This window comes from Leptolyngbya sp. PL-A3 (assembly GCF_039962325.1).
Lineage (GTDB): Bacteria > Cyanobacteriota > Cyanobacteriia > Elainellales > Elainellaceae > Vacuolonema.
The window spans coordinates 20124-37802 of record NZ_JAMPLB010000017.1 but is presented as its reverse complement, the minus strand read 5'-3'; the positions used below and the strand labels follow the sequence as shown (position 1 = coordinate 37802).

Here is a 17679-nt window from a genome sequence, read left to right as displayed (position 1 = left end):
CGCAGTTATGAGCAACGCACCTGATCTCTCCCTGACCCACTATCCAAAAACCTCACCTCGTCCACAAACCCTGATTATTGCTGTATTGCTGGGGTTATTCGTGTTGGGAGCGATCGTTGTCAGCCCCTACGGTGGATGGAAGCAAAGCGTCTTATTCTTAATCGGTGGGCTTTTCGGCTTGAGCCTTTATCACGCCAGCTTCGGCTTTGCTTCCGCTTACCGAAAGTTGTTTGTTTACCGGGAAGTGAAGGGGGTTTTGGCGCAAATTCTGATGCTGGCGGTCGCCACCCTCATTTTTGCCCCGTTCCTGCTAACCGAAAGTGCATTTGGGCAGGATGTGCGAGGAGCGGTTGCACCTGTAGCGTTGCAGGGGGCGATAGGAGCATTTCTATTCGGTGTGGGAATGCAACTTGGCAGTGGTTGTGCCTGCGGGACGCTCTATACCATTGGCGGAGGCAGCAGCATGATGTTACTGACGCTGCTCACGTTTGGTGTTGGTTCTTTCTGGGCCAGTCTAACGGGTTCGCTCTGGGAAGGTTTGCCGAAGCTAGAGGCAATTTCCCTCGTGCAAACCTGGGGGTGGTTAGGAGTGGTCTTGCAACTCGCTGTGCTGGGGGCGATCGCCCTCCTGCTACAGCGATGGAATCAACCCTCTGCATCATCTCATTTTGTGTCTAACCTCTCCCTGTGGAAACGATTCCTGTATGGCCCTTGGTCACTTGTATTTGGGGCGATCGCCCTCGCGATTTTGAATGGCTTAACGTTGCTGCTGGCGGGCCGTCCCTGGGGTGTGACCTGGGGGTTTACCCTATGGGCCGCTAAAGTTGCCCAGAGATTGGGCTGGAATCCGGCAACCAGTGAGTTTTGGAACCAGGGAGTAGGCGCGAAGACTCTCAGCGAAAGTGTCTTTGCTGATATTACATCTGTGATGAACTTTGGCATTGTCTTGGGCGCAGCTCTTGCGGCTGCCCTTGCAGGTCAATTAGCCGTTAAACAGCCACCCACTAAAACTGCGATCGCGGCTGCTTTAGTGGGTGGTTTGATGATGGGCTACGGGGCAAGATTGGCGTTTGGCTGCAATGTCGGAGCTTACTTCAGTGGTATTGCCTCTACCAGTTTGCATGGTTGGTTATGGATTACCTTTGCGCTGTTGGGGACAGGCTTAGGGATTCGGTTGCGATCGCTTTTTCGACTGGCTCTATAAAACCTGAGTTCAGGCTAAGGGAACCTCAGTTTGGGTTAAGGGCTTTTTCAAGTGCCGCGCTTCGCGCGGCACTTGAAAAAGCCCATTATTGCGTGCGCAACGCGCACGCAATAATGGGCGGTTCGGCTTATCCCGAACTGACGTTAAGGGATTTTTGCGGGGCAGAGCGCACACCAGAATGGGCACTTGGTTATCCCGAGTTGAGTTTATACAGCGCTTTTCGCTTGGATCAGCCACAGTTGTTTTGGTGAGAGCCACGCGAAGCGTGGCTCTCACCAAAACAACTGGATTTTAAGCGTTTAAAGAGCGCTGTAACTTCCCCAAAAGCGAGATGGAAGCCTTGGTCCCATCTCGCTTTTGGGCTTTATGGGTATTCTCGCTCTAAGTGCTGATCCTGCCAGGAGAGCGGGTCTTCTAGAGGCTCAAGGTGAGTAAAAACATAGGTGCCGGGAAGCGCCTGCTCAATCGCCAGTTCAATCTCCTCACAGAGATCATGACCTTGTTTGACCGTCCAGGCTCCCGGTACTAAAACATGTAAGGAGACAAACCGCCGTGCCCCTGCAACCCGACTGCGGAGAGCATGGAACTGAATGATTTGAGAATCGTATGTGGCCAAAATATCGGTCACGATTCGCTTATCTGATTCAGGCATGGCTGTATCTAATAACCCTAACCCTGTTTCACGTAATAACTTGATACCTGTCCAGACAATATTGACCGCTACAATAAACGCGATAATTGGGTCAAGAATGAGCCAGTGGGTAATAGGCACCAAAATTAATCCCAGCACAACTCCTATTGATGTCCAGACATCAGTCATAAGATGATGCGCATCGGCCCGTAATGTAATGGAGCGCAGCCGTTTACTTGCACGCAACATGGCCAGGGCTAGTGCTCCATTAATAACAGTTGCAACCAGGGATAGCCCTAATCCAAGTCCCAATTGCTCGATTGGTTGAGGATGAAATAAACGTCCCCAAGCGGCGATCGCAATACTGACGGCAGCCACTAAAATCAAGGCTCCTTCCACTCCACTGGAAAAATATTCTGCTTTATAGTGGCCGAAGGCATGCTGCTCATCCGGTGGCTTTGCAGCATAGGTGACTGCCCAGGTTGCAATAATGGCCGCTACTAAATTGACAATCGATTCAGCGGCATCTGAAAGTAACCCGACTGAACCGGTGAGAAAATAGGATCCGGCTTTGAGGGCAATTGTTAGTAATGCCGCTCCAATGGAGAGAAAGGTGTAGAAGCGAGCAGATTTACGTTCCATGAAATAACTGATATTTCGTATGGGTGTAGTAGCGTAGAAAGGCTTAAGTTTTGATTGGTCTTATCTACAAAAAACTAACTTTAAAGCTATTTAAACCCCTTCCAACATTGCTACCATGGCAAATACCAAGAACAGGAAGCCACCGATTGAAGTAACGGCACGTTCTGAAATTCTTCCGGCGATTAAACTGCCACCTAATACGGCAATGACTGCACAAATAGCGTGCCCCAGGATAGCACCTAAGGTAATGCCTACTACGTTATTAGCAGCGGAGAGAGTCACCGTTGCAATTTGTGTGCGATCGCCCCATTCTGCTAAAAATGTCAGGATGAAGCTTTCAAATAAAACGGCCCAACTATTTCTGTGTCCTTTGAGGTTCTTCTCACTCACCTCAATTGCATCCTTGGCTTCTTCGACGACCTCATCAGTTGCAAAGGCACTCATGCGGCTGGCTTCATAGAGCAACTTGACACCAAAAAATAGAAATAATCCTACTGCCGCGTAGTGAGTGTAAATCTTGGGGAGAAATGCAATAACCTGCCCGATCGCTACAGATAGAAGTGTCATTGCAGCTAATGCTCCAATCACACCAGCCAACACTAAAGGGCGTGGATACCGCATGGACAAAATGACAGCGATAAAGAATGTTTTATCGCCCAGTTCTGAAATTGTAATCAGTAACAAACCTGCGGTAAAAGCGGTTAGCATGGTAGTGAACTCCTCAGAATCGACAGCAGAACATCTGAGTGAGCTGGGTCAGCGTACAAGCACTTCACCAAGCTCACATGCAGATGTGAACTCAGTGAAGGTCTCGCTTTCAAGCTTGGATGCTTAACTCAATCTACAGAGCTTAAGCAAAGAACAATCTTGCTACCCAAACCAGGCTATTGCCAGTATGTTGACTTGGGCGACTGGCTATTGAGCCAGCAGCTACTCCCCTTCAAGACATAGTCATCTTATAGCAAAGCCTATTAGTTAGCAAGCTTTAAACCTGTTGAAATATATGGGCTTTAATAAGCAGTTTTTCATTTTTAATTCACTTTTGATTCATTTTCTTTTCATATTTAAAGCTGTGGATTACTTCATTGTTATTTCGAAAGTTGCCTTATGCAAAATCTATTTTAGATAGTGCTTTTTGGAGTTAAGTACTGTTCGTTTCTGTGTGAGAGCTGCTTAAACGATCATGTTTCACTTCATATTTGTCGGTAAGATAGCATCTTCACAGATTTCTGAATAGGCACAGTATGCACAGGATTTCGGTGACGGGTTAGGACCGTAATGGCCTTGAGCGATCGCCCCCATCAACTCCTCCGCCTCTTGATCAATACTCTGCAAATCGGATGCATTGAAAGTGTGCAGGGTATCGTGACGCAGATAGGCAATATGGGCCGTTGTTTTTTGAGTTGCAGCCGCGTAAGCCCAGAGTTGAAAGCGGTGTTCCTGTGGATGCATCTCCTGGTCGGTTTTGATGTCGAGGACAAAGGTGTCTCCGAGCAGATCCGCTGAGCCGTTAAGGATCAAAGAATCTTGTTTTAATTGCAGAGTGCATTCCCAGGTGCCCTGGCGAACTGATGCGAATGTGGGCGATCGCCAAAACTGCTCAGCTAGCTTCAGCGCATCCTGTACGCATTCTGACGGCAATGTGGGATTGAAAGGTTTCAGCTCCTCCAGAGCCGTAATTTTGCGTTCCAGGGCGATGTGAGTCAGGAGACCAATTTCTGCACCATGGTTTGACGTGCCTGTTTGAAAACCGGGATGACCATCGATGAATTTTAAGCGGAATTGTTTAGGGCAACGGGCGTAGATGGTGAGTGCTGTCACCGGAAGTTCCATGCCGTTGGAACGAATGGGGCTTAGCAGTGAGCGGGTAGGACGTGTAGGAAGCTGCGGGAGGATGGGCGGAAGAGGAGCTACGCGCGTGGGGTCGAAGGGGATAGGTTGGATGGGATAATGTCCTTCTAAACCCGGCCGTAATAGGCTTAAGCCATTGCCACTCGGTTCTGCGGCGGTGAGAATAAGGCGATCGCGCGCACGGGTGAGGGCCACATAGAGCAGCCGTTTGGCCTCGGCCTGTTCGCGTTGTTTTTGCTGCTGCTCTAACAGGATGTAGAGGGCTGATTTGTGTTTGTCGCCTGCCTCATCCTCTAATTTTAGAGACACCCCCAAATCTGGATCGAAGCGAACTTTGGGTGAATCGATCGCCCGCTGGCGTGTCAGATCTGGCACGATGACTACTGACCATTCCAGCCCTTTGGCAGCATGAATGGTCATCAAGGAAACGGCATTCCCTGCGGCCAGCGCTGGGCGAGGAACGGAAACCTCGTGGCGTACCAGGCGCTTGAGGCGACGTACGACAACGAGTACATCGGCCATACCCTGTTCGAGCTGTCGAACGACCTCCAGGAAACCGCGCCAGTCGGCCATCCGGCGATCGCCCCCCGACAAGTTGGCAATCACAGCGGTATAGCCCGTCAGGCGATCGGCCAATTGCAACAACCGGGTTGGTGGTTCTGCGTCTCGTTCGCGCAAGATTTGGGTGAGAACCTCAAAAATTTGAACGATGGCCGGTTCATCACTTTGCTTCAGTCGTTGCCACCAGGACTTGGCATCCGGTAACTGGCTGAGGGTACCGAGGGTGCGATCGCTCACGGCGAAGAAGGGACTGCGCAGCACCGCTACCAGGGATAAATCGTCTCTGGGGTCAGCGAGAAATTGCAGTAGAGCAAAGGCATCTTTTGCCTCGCGGGTCTCCAGTAAGTTCCCACCTCCGGCCTGCACAATGGGAATACCTCGATGTTCGATGGTTTGCCCATACAGCCCTAAAGGTTCCCAGGTGCGCGCCAAGACAGCAATATCTCCTGGTTGGATGGGGCGGTGCGATCGCGTCGGCTTGTCCCAAATCTCGACCTTGTCATTGAGCAATTTCTCAATCACATCTGCAATGTGCTGAGCTTCTATCACACGAGTCTGATCAATAGCGGGTTTGGGATCACCGTCAGGGGTGACCGCGTACACTTGCAGGTGAGGCGCGGAGTGGGGAGGAATGCGTTCGGAATGCAGGTCTTGATGTAATGCACCGAGTACAGGTGAGAAGACGGTATTAATATTTTGAATTAACTGGGTATGGGTACGAAAACTCTGGGTCAACGCAACAATCTGGCCGCCGGAACGGTGAAGGCGATCGCGCCAATCTTGAAACACCTGTACATCAGCACGGCGGAACCCATAGATGGATTGCTTCTCATCGCCTACCAGCGTGAGAACAGCATCTTGAGTTAGCAATTCCAGAAATTTACCCTGAATCGGATTGGTGTCCTGAAATTCATCAATTAGGAATGCACGCCAACGCTTAGCGTAATAGTTGCGTACGCTTTTATGGCTAAGTGCTTCCAACGCATGCACTTCCAAATCATTAAAGTCGAGGATGCGCCGTTGCCGTTTGGCTTCACGAAGATGCGATCGCACTTGTTCAAAAGCTGATCGCAGGGTAGGCAGCATTGCCTCAACCTGCGTGTCTAGCTCTGTAACCTGAAGTGTAATCAGTCCTGCTTTAAGAACCTCCCTAACGAGATCTCGTAAAGCTTTCGCAGAGGCTTTTACCTCTTCCCAAAGCTCTCTACTACTCCAATTTCTTGCGCTACCTCCTACAAAATTGAGTCCTGCGATCGATAACAGTGCAGCCTGTAAATCGTCACCTTGTTCAGCTTGGGCGATCGCCTCAACAGCGGTCTGCCGCATGTTTTCCGTTCTATCTCCAGGTTGGCCTGCACAAGAGCCAAGCAGATACCGGGCTTCTTGCCACACCGGGTGGTTCAGCAGATCATGAGCGGCTTTCTGTCGCAGTTGTTCTAAAACGGGTAACCAATCTTTTTGCTCGCGCTGCAATGCCGCTTCGGCATTGAGGGGATCATTGAGAAAAGTGCCCATTACTGCTTGCATCAGCGAGTAGGGAACCTGCTCATAAAACTCAGTGGGAAGTTGGTCAATGGCGATCGCCAACTGTTCTGCTTGCCAAAGAGTGCCTTCCAGGGTGTCGAGGAGCCCAAAGTCAGAGGGAACGTTGGCGGCTTCGGGATGCTCGCGGCAGATGCGGGCTGCCAGAGAATGGAAGGTGCTGATTTGAGCGGCTTCCAGCTCGGCCAACCAGTCAAATTGGTCTGGAACCTGAGTGGCGACGGTTTGACGGATGCGCGATCGCAACTCAGCCGCTGCTTTCTCCGTAAAGGTGACGGCCACAATTTCCAGGGGAGAGAAGCCGGATTTCAGATGGTGCAGATACCGCTCTGCCAGCATATGGGTTTTTCCGGTTCCGGCTCCGGCAGTGACACTGACGCTACTGGGAGCATAGGCGGCTTGTTGCTGTTCGGTTGTGAGGCTCATTGATCTTCTCCCTTGCGATTGAGGCGTTCTCCCTGGCGGCACACACTGTCATAGGCGCAGTAGGCACAGGCTTTGCGATCGACATCGGGTTCAACTGGATAGTGACCTGTAGTCAGATGGGTTTTGAGGCGATCGGCAACCTCTTGCAACTGGTCATTTGTCGATGTTTTCGGTGAAATATCTTTCCCAGCGGTTAAGGAATAGTAGGACGTCCGATGTACCGCTGTATCCGGGTAGAAGAACGGAGCTGCAACAGCCTCATAAAGTGGAAGTTGCAAATCAATTTTGGCTTTTCCGGTTGCATCTTTCACCCCTGCTGGAGGGCTGGAACGGGTTTTGTAATCCATCAAGACCAGCCCTTGGTCGGTGCGATCGATGCGATCAACATAGCCGCGAATTTTGAAACCGTGCCATTCACCCTCAAAGCGGTCTTCCAGTTGGAGCACTTCTGCTTCGGGCAGCCGAAAATCAGGCTGTTGCATGGCTCGACGCAGCACACGAATGTGCTCTTTGCGGCGGCTTTCCCAGGCGGGTAGCACTGGGAAGTTGAGTTGGCTTTCTGCGTCTACAAACCAATCGTGTAACCGTTGTTCATCAGTAATATCCAGAGTTGAATCGGCCTGGTACGCCTTTAGCGCTAATTCAAGAACTTTATGGTACAAATTTCCCCGAGAAACAGGGGTAACGTCTTCATCAACTTCCTCTAGTTCTGCCAGTTTCAGCACACGGCTGAGAAACCACTTGAAGGGACATTGGCCTAACTGGGTTAATTGAGATGCACTAAACCAATACTCGCTATAGTCAAAAGGTATTCCCACAATGCCATCGTACTCATTCTGAGGGGCTGCACTTTCCCGATGTTGTTCGATCTGGAAAGAGGCGATCGCCCCTTCCAACACAGCATCTTTTTCGCATAACTCTGATTGACGTAAATAGATTCGACGGGCTTCTTCAGGGCTGGCGATCGCCTGTTCTTCAACAGGTTTAGCTTTCAATCCTAACTGCTTGAGATAGGCTGAAGGTTCTCCATTCAAGACGGAGTACGATAGTGTGAACTGCTCTGTGACTGTATGCAGTAGTGCATAAAATTCAAACGCCTCACGCCGAGCGGTTTCAGCCGCACTTGGAAGTTTGATGCCTTGCATCTGTAATTGCTTGCGTTCGTAAAAATCCAGTACGCGATCGTCCTGAACGAGCGCGGGAAGTCTACCTTCTACGGCATCAATGACAAACAGGTAGCGATACTGTGTACCGATGATGGAAACTGGAGTGTGCAGCTCGACACCGCCCCGCCCCGGTTGAGCTGGCGTGCCCAGGATGGCAAGGCTGGCCCGTAGTTCATTTGCAAAGTCCTGCCAGCTTAAAATCTCTTGCTCAGGTTGAGAAAGTTCTACTAATCCCGTCTCCAGGCTGCTAAAAGCCAGGCTTTCCCGTGCCCATCGAGCAGCCCGACGCCGAAGCTTGAAGGTTTTGAAGATAGTTGTCAGCTTATCAACCCAGGTATCTCGCCGAGCACTGGTGGGCATTTTCAGGGGAGACAAATCCAGACCGATGAGCTCTTGCACCGCTGCTTGCCATCCCTCAAATCGAGTGGGACGCTGCTGTCGCACGGTTGCCCAAAAATCGGCTCCTGCGCTGATGCTGAGGGGATGGCTCAGGAGTCGAGCTGTTAATTCGAAGGGAAATTTTTGTTCAATAACGTCCAACAGCAGGGTTAACCAGGCTCCGACACGGCTGGCGGAGAGGGGGATAGAGTACAGGGCTCGGAGGGGAATGCCATATTCCCAGGCAATATCCAGAAGTAGAGGGCCATAGGCAGCTTCGTCACGGGCAATGACTGCAATTTCGCGGGCTGGCACTCCGGTGTTGAGCAAATGTTTGACTTGGGCAAGAACTCCTCGGGCTTCAGCGTCCTGGTTGGGGTAAGCGTGGGCTGTAATCGAGAGATGCTCAGGGGGAGGTTCTGATGTAGGGCTTAAAAACTGCTGGGCTAACCAGGACCCAGGGGTGGCGATCGCCCTTGCCGGTTCTCCATCCATTTGCCACCCCCAGCCCTGCAACTGGGTGAGAGTGGCTTGCTGAGCACTGAACAGATTATGGTCAGTAACGGGTAGGCAGAAAATGCTATTTTCCCCTGCGATCGCCTCAATCAACGCCAGTTCATCAGCACGGGGTTGGAAGTAGCCGTAGATGAGGAACGATCGCCGCTCAGGTTGTTGCTCGATAGCTCGCCACAATACTTCACAGGCATCAACGAGCTGCTCTTGGTGCAGAATAGCCTGATAGGCTTGCGTTACCTGAAGTAATTGTGTAGCGCGCTCTGAAAATCCGGCTAACCCTGTGGGTAATGAGGATGATGCGCGCAACAGAGCTTGAACCGCCGACATCCATGTGCGTACAGTTCCATCCAGATCGCGAACTGGAACGACCTGACGAATGGCCTCTCGCAGTGCTTTTTGAGCTTTTAGCGGAGATACAATCTGTATCCTTTTTTCTTTAAGAAGTTCTCTGGCCAGCTCCTGTAGTGATTTTGGGCTGACTTCTAACGCCCGTGCTGTAGCTCTCGTGGGAGTAATCACGTCAAGCTGCCGCTGACCAGCCAAGGATTTCGTGAAGAAATATGGCTGAGTATCTAAATGAAGGAGACGTCTCATTAGTTACTCAAGGTGATGTGCTTTCTCCTCAAGCATTCCCATTATTCTCCAGTTCTAACTTTCATTATCAAATCAGAGCCTGCAAAGGTAATGTTCTGATACTTCGTGCACAGAAAATTACCTTTTTAGGAGATTTCTGGGAAACAATATCCCCATTATTTGGAAAAAAGGCGCGGCGAAGCCGCGCCTTTTTTCCAAATAATGGGGAAGTTCTTATCTGGAAATCTCCTTAGCTGGATTCAGAACTTTACATTAGACCTCCTGCATGAATTGGTTTTTGAGGGCGTGAATTGTTGTGGGAATTTGCCGCGCAAAAATTCACGTAGGAGGTTTATTCAATATCTCCTCAAATTGAAAGAAGCGGAGGAGTTACAGTGATAAGCGATCGCAAAAATTTAAAACCTAATATTGGATATATCTTTGTTATGCGCACTGTGCTTTGCAGACTGCACAAGAATTTGTAAGTTCTGGTATTAATAAACGACTTGATTTTCGTATTGAACTACCAAATAACAATACTCTGGACAGTTTTTCTGAAACCCTTGATTTTGCGTGCGCTTCGCGCACGCAAAATCAAGGGTTTCAGAAAAACTGTCCGAACTAATGAAATAAGTGAAAAAGTATCTGTTACTGGTTTTCTTTTTGCGAAATGCCCGCTTAGCGGGTATCCCAGTAAAGAACATGGAGTTCGTATGATTCTCATTTCAGAGCGAACCCGGCGTGATGGATATAGCGATAGAATAGGGCGTAGTGGCTACGAGTTCGTTTAGCGATCGCACCCCTATTTAGAACCGATATGATTCGACTTTCTGCCATAGCTTCTACAGGGCGATTTCTTGCGCTGCTGCTCCTTGCTGGTTGCGCAACATCGACTTCGCTACCGCTCGATACGGCATCCCCTGAGAAAGCTTCTCCGGCGGCAGTGCCCAGTGCTTCGGTTGCTCCTGAAGCAGCGGTTGCCCAGGCTCCTGCGCGCGCTCGTCAAGTCACTCTGTTTGAGAATTTGGAGCATCCCTGGGGCATTGATTGGCTTCCCGATGGCACGATGTTGGTGACAGAGCGACCTGGCCGATTGCGAGTGATTCGCAATGGAGTTTTAGAGCCGACGCCTGTTCCAGGGGTTCCTGAGGTGTTGGCCGTAAAACAGGGGGGGCTGCTCGATGTGGCCGTTCATCCCCAGTTTGCGGAGAATCAGTGGGTTTATTTTACCTACGCCCATGGGAGCCGCAATGCGAACCATACCCGGGTTGCCCGTGCGCGGTTCGATGGTCAAGCCTTAAGCGACTGGACGGTTATTTTTGAGGTCGATCGCGCCAAAGAGGATGGTCAGCATTTTGGGTCGCGCATGGCCTGGTTGCCGGATGGAACGCTGTTGGTATCCATTGGGGATGGTGGTAACCCTCCCGTCAGTTTGGACGGGGAATTGATTCGCCATCAAGCTCAGAATTTAGACGTGCGTTTGGGAAAAATTGTGCGGCTCAACGATGACGGTTCGGCACCGGCCGATAATCCCTTTGTCAATACAGCCAATGCAGACCTGGTGGTGTGGAGTTATGGGCATCGTAATATTCAAGGACTGGCTTTAGATCCAGAAACCAACCAGGTTTGGGCCACAGAGCATGGTGCCCGAGGTGGAGATGAGCTGAATCTGATTGAGGGTGGCAAGAACTATGGTTGGCCCGTGGTAACCTTTAGTCGAGAATATTCGGGTGGGACGATTTCGTCAGAACAGTCTCGTCCAGGAATGGTAGACCCCAAATTGGTATGGACGCCATCGAAAGCGCCATCGGGGTTGATGGTATATCGGGGCGATCGCTTTCCTCAATGGCGTGGCCACCTGTTCTCAGGGGGCCTGGTAACACAGGATATTCGTCGCATTGAGGTGGATGATACAGGAACTGTCATTAACCAGGAATCCATTTCCATTGGGCAACGGGTGCGCGAGATACAACAAGGGCCGGATGGGTTGATCTATGTCCTCACGGATGCGCCTAATGGGCGAATTATTCGTTTAGAACCAGAGGCATAAATTGAGGGCTGATACATGTCCTTGAAGGTGGGAAGTGCAAAGCACCTGCCACCTTTAAACATAAGTTCCTTTTGCCGTTTGAGTTTTGGTTTTAGAAAAGTCAGGCCTTACGATTGATGTTGTGTAGGGTACGGAGCATATCACACACGACATCAATGCTCTAAATATGGCGAGCTTGCGTTAGCCTTGATGCAAGATATGCGTATACAAATGCCATTAAGTGTTGCGAGTTTTGTTTAAATCGGTATAAATTTGACGACTCTTCTAATATCTATCTAAAGATAGAGCGGGCCCTTTCCCAACCAACCGACAATAATTATTGATGAACTCAGTTTCATTTTAGAACTGTTCAACGTCTATGTATTCAAGCACGGGTCTTTATAGGGTTTTGCAATGCGATCGCACTACCCCAATTGATCCAAACGTAAGATGCTCTTAGCCCATCAACTTCACCCATTTTTGCAAGTCTGTTGTGTTGGCCTAAAAGTGACATTGGACAACACAACAGGTTCGTGAAACCACTTTGCATTTGAGTCGTGGTGAGTGCTAGGTAATAGAAAGGGGATTCGAGCATGGGCATGGCTCCGAAGTGGATGAATGGGAGTGCTATGGGCGTGTGGTTATGCTCGCATCCCTGGTCACGCACTTCTTTGGGGCCGCTGGAGACCTGGCCCATGAGTCTCACAACAGCACTGACCATCGTGCTGAATACTTGTAATCCCGCCGTACTGATATGGGGATGCGATCGCATCCTGTTCTACAACGACGCTTACAAGGCTCTCTGGGGTGATGAGGCCTTGCCACTCGGTCAGCCTTTTCAAGGGGGCGGGATCTGGGGTAATCTGTCTCTAAATCTTGAGTCAGTGTTTAAATCAGGGCAACCTCTAACATGGAACCTTGAGCAGGTTGCCCACGATCCTGAGGTGCCAAAGGCAGACTGGCAATGCTATAGCGGGTCATGTAGTGCTATTTGGGATGAGTATGGTCAGGTGGGTGGGGTAGTGGTGATGACCTGTTATCAACCCATTCAACAGACGTCCACTGCAATTTCAATAGATGCACCTCTTCAGCGTCATGAGGAGCAGCTACAACTCATCACCGACGCGATTCCGGCTCTTGTTGCCTACGTTGATACAGAGCATTACTACCGTTTTAGCAATCAAACCTATGAAGCCTGGTTTGGGCAACCTACCCGCCACATTGTGGGGAAACATGTTCGCGAGGTGTTGGGAGAAGCCGCCTACCAGGCCGTTTTGCCCTATATGAAGCGGGCACTTTCAGGAGAACGCGTGCGCTATGAGGGGCAGGTTCCCTATCAGGACGGTGGCACGCGTTATATCTTTGCGGATTATGTTCCTCACATCAATCGTCAGGGGGTTGTGGAGGGATACTTTGCCCTGGTGAGCGATATTAGCGATCGCAAACACATAGAAGAAACCTTACGACATAGCGAAGAGCAGGCTCAACTTGCCCTTAAAGTTGGGCGCTTGGGCACCTGGCACTATGACCCTGTTACTCAACAGGTGAACCTGGATACTCGGATGTGTGAAATCTGGGGGGAAGCCAGTGAAACGGCAATTCTGCCACTTGAGGCTGTACTCGAACGAATTCATCCCGATGACCGGGAGCCTGTGGTTATGGCTCTTGGTAATGCCCTCGACCCTCAATCGACGGGCACCTACGACATTAACTATCGCATCATCTGGCCAGATGGTACGGTACACTGGCTCTCTACGAAAGGGCAGGCCTTGTTTGCTGGAGAGGGTGCTGAACGGCATGCTGTCAGCTTTTCTGGGGCCGCGTTCGACATTACCCAGCGCAAACAGGCTGAAGCCTCCCTGCGTGAGAGTGAGGAACGCCTCAGACTGGCTATGCAGGGGGCCCAAATGGGTACCTGGGATGTTGATTTACTCACCGGTCGAGCCATTTGGTCTGAGCAGTATTTCGCCATGTTGGGTTACGAACCTCATCCCTGTGGGGAAGCTTCGGAGGAGCTATGGTACAACCGCATTCACCCCGATGATCGGGCCTGGGTAATGGAGGAGTGGCATCGATCGCGCCAGGAACATCGGTTCTATTGCGCCGAATATCGCGCCATGCACCCGGATGGCCAGGTCTTCTGGCTGTCAGCGCTGGGTAGCTTCACTTATAACGCGCAGGATGAGGCTATCCGTTCCATTGGCGTTGTCTTCGATATGACCGATCGCAAACGGGCTGAGGAAGATTTGCGCCTTAGTGAGGAGCGACTACGCCTGGCTGTATCGGCTGCTCGAATGGCGGCCTGGACCTGGAATGCTACTACAGATCAGATGGTTCGTTCAGAAACGGCCTGTGAAATTTTAGGATTATCGCCAGAGCAACTGTGCTGCAGGGGCCAGGATGGCTGGGCTTTGGTCCATCCAGATGATCGGTCGGTGCATCAGGCCAGAGTGGAGGCAGCGATCGCCCGGCGCGGTAGCTATGTGTCAGAATTTCGGATGATTCGGCCTGATAACGGACGAGTGATTTGGGTAGAAGATCGGGGCAAAGTGAGCTGTGATCCGCAGGGCAAACTGCTCAGTATTGAAGGAGCATTGTTTGACATCACCGCTCGCAAGCGTACGGAAGAGGCGTTGCGGGAAAGCGAACAGTGGCTGCAATTGGCTCAACAGTCTGCCAAGGTAGGCACTTGGGAATGGAACCTGTTAAACGATGAGTGTACCTGGTCGGAGGGCGTCTGGAATCTACTGGGGTTGGAGCCGGAAAGCATTACCCCCACACGAGACACCTTCATCAAATTTATCTACCCCGAAGATCTAGAACCCACGTTGCAGAAGGTCAGCGCTGTGCTGGTGCAGGGGGAGGATTACTATGACGAGTTTCGAGTTTTTCATCGAGATGGTACCCTGCGTTGGTTGGCTTCGCAGGGGCGAGTTCTGCGGAATGCCGAAGGCCGTGCTGAACGGTTGATTGGGGTCAACATTGATATTACCAATCGCAAGCAGGTGGAAGAGGCCCTACGGAATAGCGCCGAACAACTGAGCCTGGCCCTGGCCGCCGCGAAACTGGGAGATTGGAGCTGGGACGCAGCAACGGACATGGTTACTTTCTCAGAACGAGCTGCCGGGATCTTTGGCATTCCCCCTGGCCCCCACATGACCTGGGCGCAAATCCTCCAACTTCTGCATGAAGACGATCGCGAACGGGCTGCTCAGCAGGTGGCGCAAGCGGTCACCGACCACAGCGACTATGACATTGAATATCAGGTTATCCGCCCAGATGGAGTGACCTGTTGGGTTGCAGCGAAGGGCCGAGCCACGTATGACAATACCGGACAGGTACTGGGGATGTTTGGGGTTGTGCAAGACATCACCCATCGTCGCCAAGCAGAAACTGAACGGGAGCAACTGTTGCAACGGGAAAAAACTGCCCGAGAACAGGCCGAAACTGCAAATCGTATCAAGGATGAGTTTTTAGCGGTGCTTTCCCATGAGCTGCGATCGCCTCTCAACCCCATCCTGGGTTGGGCCAGGTTGCTGCAATCTGGCAGCCTGAGCGCTCAGAAAACGCAGCACGCGCTGGAAACCATTGAACGCAATGCCAAACTGCAAACGCAACTGATTGAAGATCTGCTGGATGTCTCACGCATCTTGCGGGGCAAGTTAGTGCTGAGCCAGGCTCCTGTTAACCTGGGGATGGCCGTTGATTCTGCCCTTGAAACGGTGCGCCTCGCCGCGGAAGCCAAAAACATTCAGGTGCAGTGGACGGTGCTGGAGCACCATGGGCCAGAACAGGACCTCTCTTCAGTTGTTCAACTCCCAAAATTTCAAGTGTTGGGAGATGCGGCACGGCTTCAACAGATTATATGGAACTTGCTCTCCAACGCGGTTAAGTTTACATCTCCGGGGGGCCATGTCCATATTCAACTGGAGCAGCGAGATGGCTACGCGTACATCCAGGTCAGCGATACGGGAAAAGGAATTCGTCCCGAGTTTTTGCCCTATGTGTTTGAATATTTCCGTCAGGAGGATGGCACTACGACCCGTAAGTTTGGTGGCCTAGGACTGGGATTGGCTATTGTTCGCCATTTAACCGAGCTACACGGCGGCCGTGTTTGGGCAGAAAGCCTCGGGGAGGGGAAAGGGGCTACCTTCACTGTGCGTCTGCCCCTCATTTCTCACACGGTTTTAGGCCGAGAGAACCGTACAACGGGTGGTAGCCCTGTAAATCTGAGCCCCTTGAGCATTCTCGTGGTGGATGATGAGGCGGATATTCGCGATATTGTCGCCTTTATTTTGGAGCAAGCTGGAGCGGATGTCACTGTTGCCACCTCCGCGCTGGAGGCGATTAAACAGCTCCAGGTCAGGCTTCCCGATGTGCTGGTGTGTGATATCGGGATGCCCGATATTGATGGCTATATGTTGATGCGTCAAATTCGCTCTCTGAAAGCCGAGCAAGGGGGCAAAGTTGTGGCGATCGCCCTCACCGCTTACGCCAGCGAACATGACCATAAGCAAGCTCTAGAGGCCGGTTTTCAGATGCACATTGCCAAGCCCGTTGAACCTGAAGTGCTGGTACAGGCGATCGCCAACCTAATGCGCCTCTGAGGTTGCCCCGGCAACAATGCCCTGTAGGGTTTTGCGGAGCGATCGGCTCTGTGGTTCTTGAACCCAGAGGAGCGGCAGCAGGGCAATTAGCCGTAACCCGCTCGACAAGGCAAACAGCGCAGGAATGCTGCCGATGCTGGTAAATTCAGCGAACCAGCCGCCAACCGTGACCCCAGCAGCACCACTGACGCCACCGAGGGCGGCAGTAATCGCGAAATATTTGGTGTGGTGATGAACGGGAGCGATCGCCAACTGCAAATTGTTCATACAAAGGTCGAGTGCGGCTCCGGCCCCACCACCTAGCATGTGCAACAGGGGAAACCAGAGCCAGAGGGTGAGCGATCGTGTATCGGTGCCCAGCCAAAGCAGCGGAATAATCGCCACCAAAATCCCATCCAAAATCAGGATGGGTCGGTTGCCGATCCGATCCGCTAACTTGCCCCAGAGAATGAACATCAGCAGGTTAGCCCCAGCGGACAGGCCGTTGTAAACGGTGACCCAATTCAAGTTCAGCGCCAGGTTGTCCAACAGATAAACATTAAAGAAGGGATTACACAGGTTAATACTGAAGGCCCAGGCACAGAAATAGAGCAGAAAGACGAGAAAGCGTGAATCTTTCAACAGGCTTTGATGGGCCGATTCTGGTTCGTCCTCATCATCGTCTTCTAAGACAGAGATGGGATGACCAGGCCCTTCGGGGATAGGCGGTGATGTGGCATGAAAGGGAGCCTGGGGGTTTACATCCGCCATTTGGTGTTGGTAAGCCAGGCTGATCATCCCAGCGATCACCCCTACTACAACCAGTACCCCAAATCCCTGAAGACTTCCCCCAAACCATCCAGAAATGATCGCCCCCAGAATTGGCGTGGCAATCAAGTTGGTCAGGCTGAAGGTGCTATTGCGAAAGCCGAAGTACCGCCCCCGCAACTGCCGGGGCACTAACGCAGCCAGCCACGACAGCCAGGAGGCACTGCCCATCGCTCCCATCACATGGGTTATGAGCAACACGGCCAGGGTTAACCAAATCATCCGTTGGGGATGGGTCGGGTGATAGCTGAAGAGGATGATAGCAACGGCCAGCGGCAACCACAGGATACGGGAAACGCCGTATACCCAGGTTCCATAATTGCGTCGGCTGGTGGTGCGATCGGCCCAGTGAGCCCCTAGCGGTTGCAACAGATTCGCCACCATTGGGATAGAAGCCAGCATCCCAATCTCCGTTGGAGTAGCATTCAGCTCCACCAGAAAGTTACTGAGTAGCACGCCACCCGTAATGTTTGAAAAGATGGTGGCATAAACACCATCCAGAGTTGAGGCGTGGAGACTGGCACGAATCTCTTCTTTTGATGGCTTTGCCACCCGTTTAGAAGTATCTTGAGCCAGCGTCAGAGGTTCCGCTGAAGCGATCTGATCGGAAGAACTGATTGCCTCTTCAGATAAATAGTGGGTCACCCGAGCCAATCCTTAAAAAGCAATAATGTATCTGTCTTGAAGGCATCCAGAATCCTTACAGCCGTCGGTTCAGGGCAACCTGTGCCAAATATTCTGCGGGA

Annotated in this window: 9 protein-coding genes; 4 read left to right on the top strand and 5 right to left on the bottom strand. The window is 51.5% G+C overall.

The window, feature by feature from the left end; all coding sequences use genetic code 11:
- Nucleotides 1-7 precede the first annotated feature (7 nt).
- Nucleotides 8-1204: a YeeE/YedE family protein gene (locus NDI52_RS14750; RefSeq protein WP_190775451.1), complete on the top strand. Its 1197-nt coding sequence runs from the start codon at nucleotides 8-10 to the stop codon at nucleotides 1202-1204.
- Nucleotides 1205-1568: 364 nt separating this feature from the next.
- Here the strand turns inward: NDI52_RS14750 and NDI52_RS14745 are convergent, their stop codons facing one another.
- From NDI52_RS14745 to NDI52_RS14730, 4 genes are all read right to left on the bottom strand, one after another.
- Complete coding sequence (locus tag NDI52_RS14745) at nucleotides 1569-2477, bottom strand: cation diffusion facilitator family transporter (protein ID WP_190775450.1); 909 nt, start codon at nucleotides 2475-2477, stop codon at nucleotides 1569-1571.
- Nucleotides 2478-2567: 90 nt separating this feature from the next.
- Nucleotides 2568-3185, bottom strand: a complete 618-nt coding sequence (locus tag NDI52_RS14740) for a TMEM165/GDT1 family protein (protein ID WP_190775449.1) — start codon at nucleotides 3183-3185, stop codon at nucleotides 2568-2570.
- A gap of 480 nt (nucleotides 3186-3665) precedes the next feature.
- Entirely contained in the window at nucleotides 3666-6857 is a 3192-nt protein-coding gene (locus tag NDI52_RS14735; protein WP_190775448.1) for a UvrD-helicase domain-containing protein, read from the bottom strand.
- Nucleotides 6854-9460, bottom strand: a complete 2607-nt coding sequence (locus tag NDI52_RS14730) for a PD-(D/E)XK nuclease family protein (protein ID WP_206758211.1) — start codon at nucleotides 9458-9460, stop codon at nucleotides 6854-6856. The genes NDI52_RS14735 and NDI52_RS14730 overlap by 4 nt, the downstream gene beginning before the upstream one ends.
- 17 nt (nucleotides 9461-9477) lie before the next feature.
- On the opposite strand from NDI52_RS14730, the gene NDI52_RS14725 reads away from it, so the two are divergent.
- From NDI52_RS14725 to NDI52_RS14715, 3 genes are all read left to right on the top strand, one after another.
- Nucleotides 9478-9744, top strand: coding sequence for a hypothetical protein (locus NDI52_RS14725; RefSeq protein WP_348256459.1), 267 nt, complete (start codon nucleotides 9478-9480; stop codon nucleotides 9742-9744).
- 563 nt (nucleotides 9745-10307) lie between these two features.
- Nucleotides 10308-11540 carry a PQQ-dependent sugar dehydrogenase gene (locus NDI52_RS14720; protein ID WP_190771802.1) on the top strand — a complete coding sequence of 411 codons (1233 nt, stop codon included), beginning with the start codon at nucleotides 10308-10310 and terminating at the stop codon, nucleotides 11538-11540.
- Nucleotides 11541-12214: 674 nt separating this feature from the next.
- Entirely contained in the window at nucleotides 12215-16126 is a 3912-nt protein-coding gene (locus NDI52_RS14715; protein ID WP_190771803.1) for a PAS domain-containing protein, read from the top strand.
- On the opposite strand, the gene NDI52_RS14710 is transcribed toward NDI52_RS14715, so the two are convergent.
- Nucleotides 16112-17578 (bottom strand): MFS transporter, encoded by a 1467-nt coding sequence (locus tag NDI52_RS14710; RefSeq protein WP_190771804.1) that lies wholly within the window; start codon nucleotides 17576-17578, stop codon nucleotides 16112-16114. The genes NDI52_RS14715 and NDI52_RS14710 overlap by 15 nt on opposite strands.
- Nucleotides 17579-17679 lie beyond the last annotated feature (101 nt).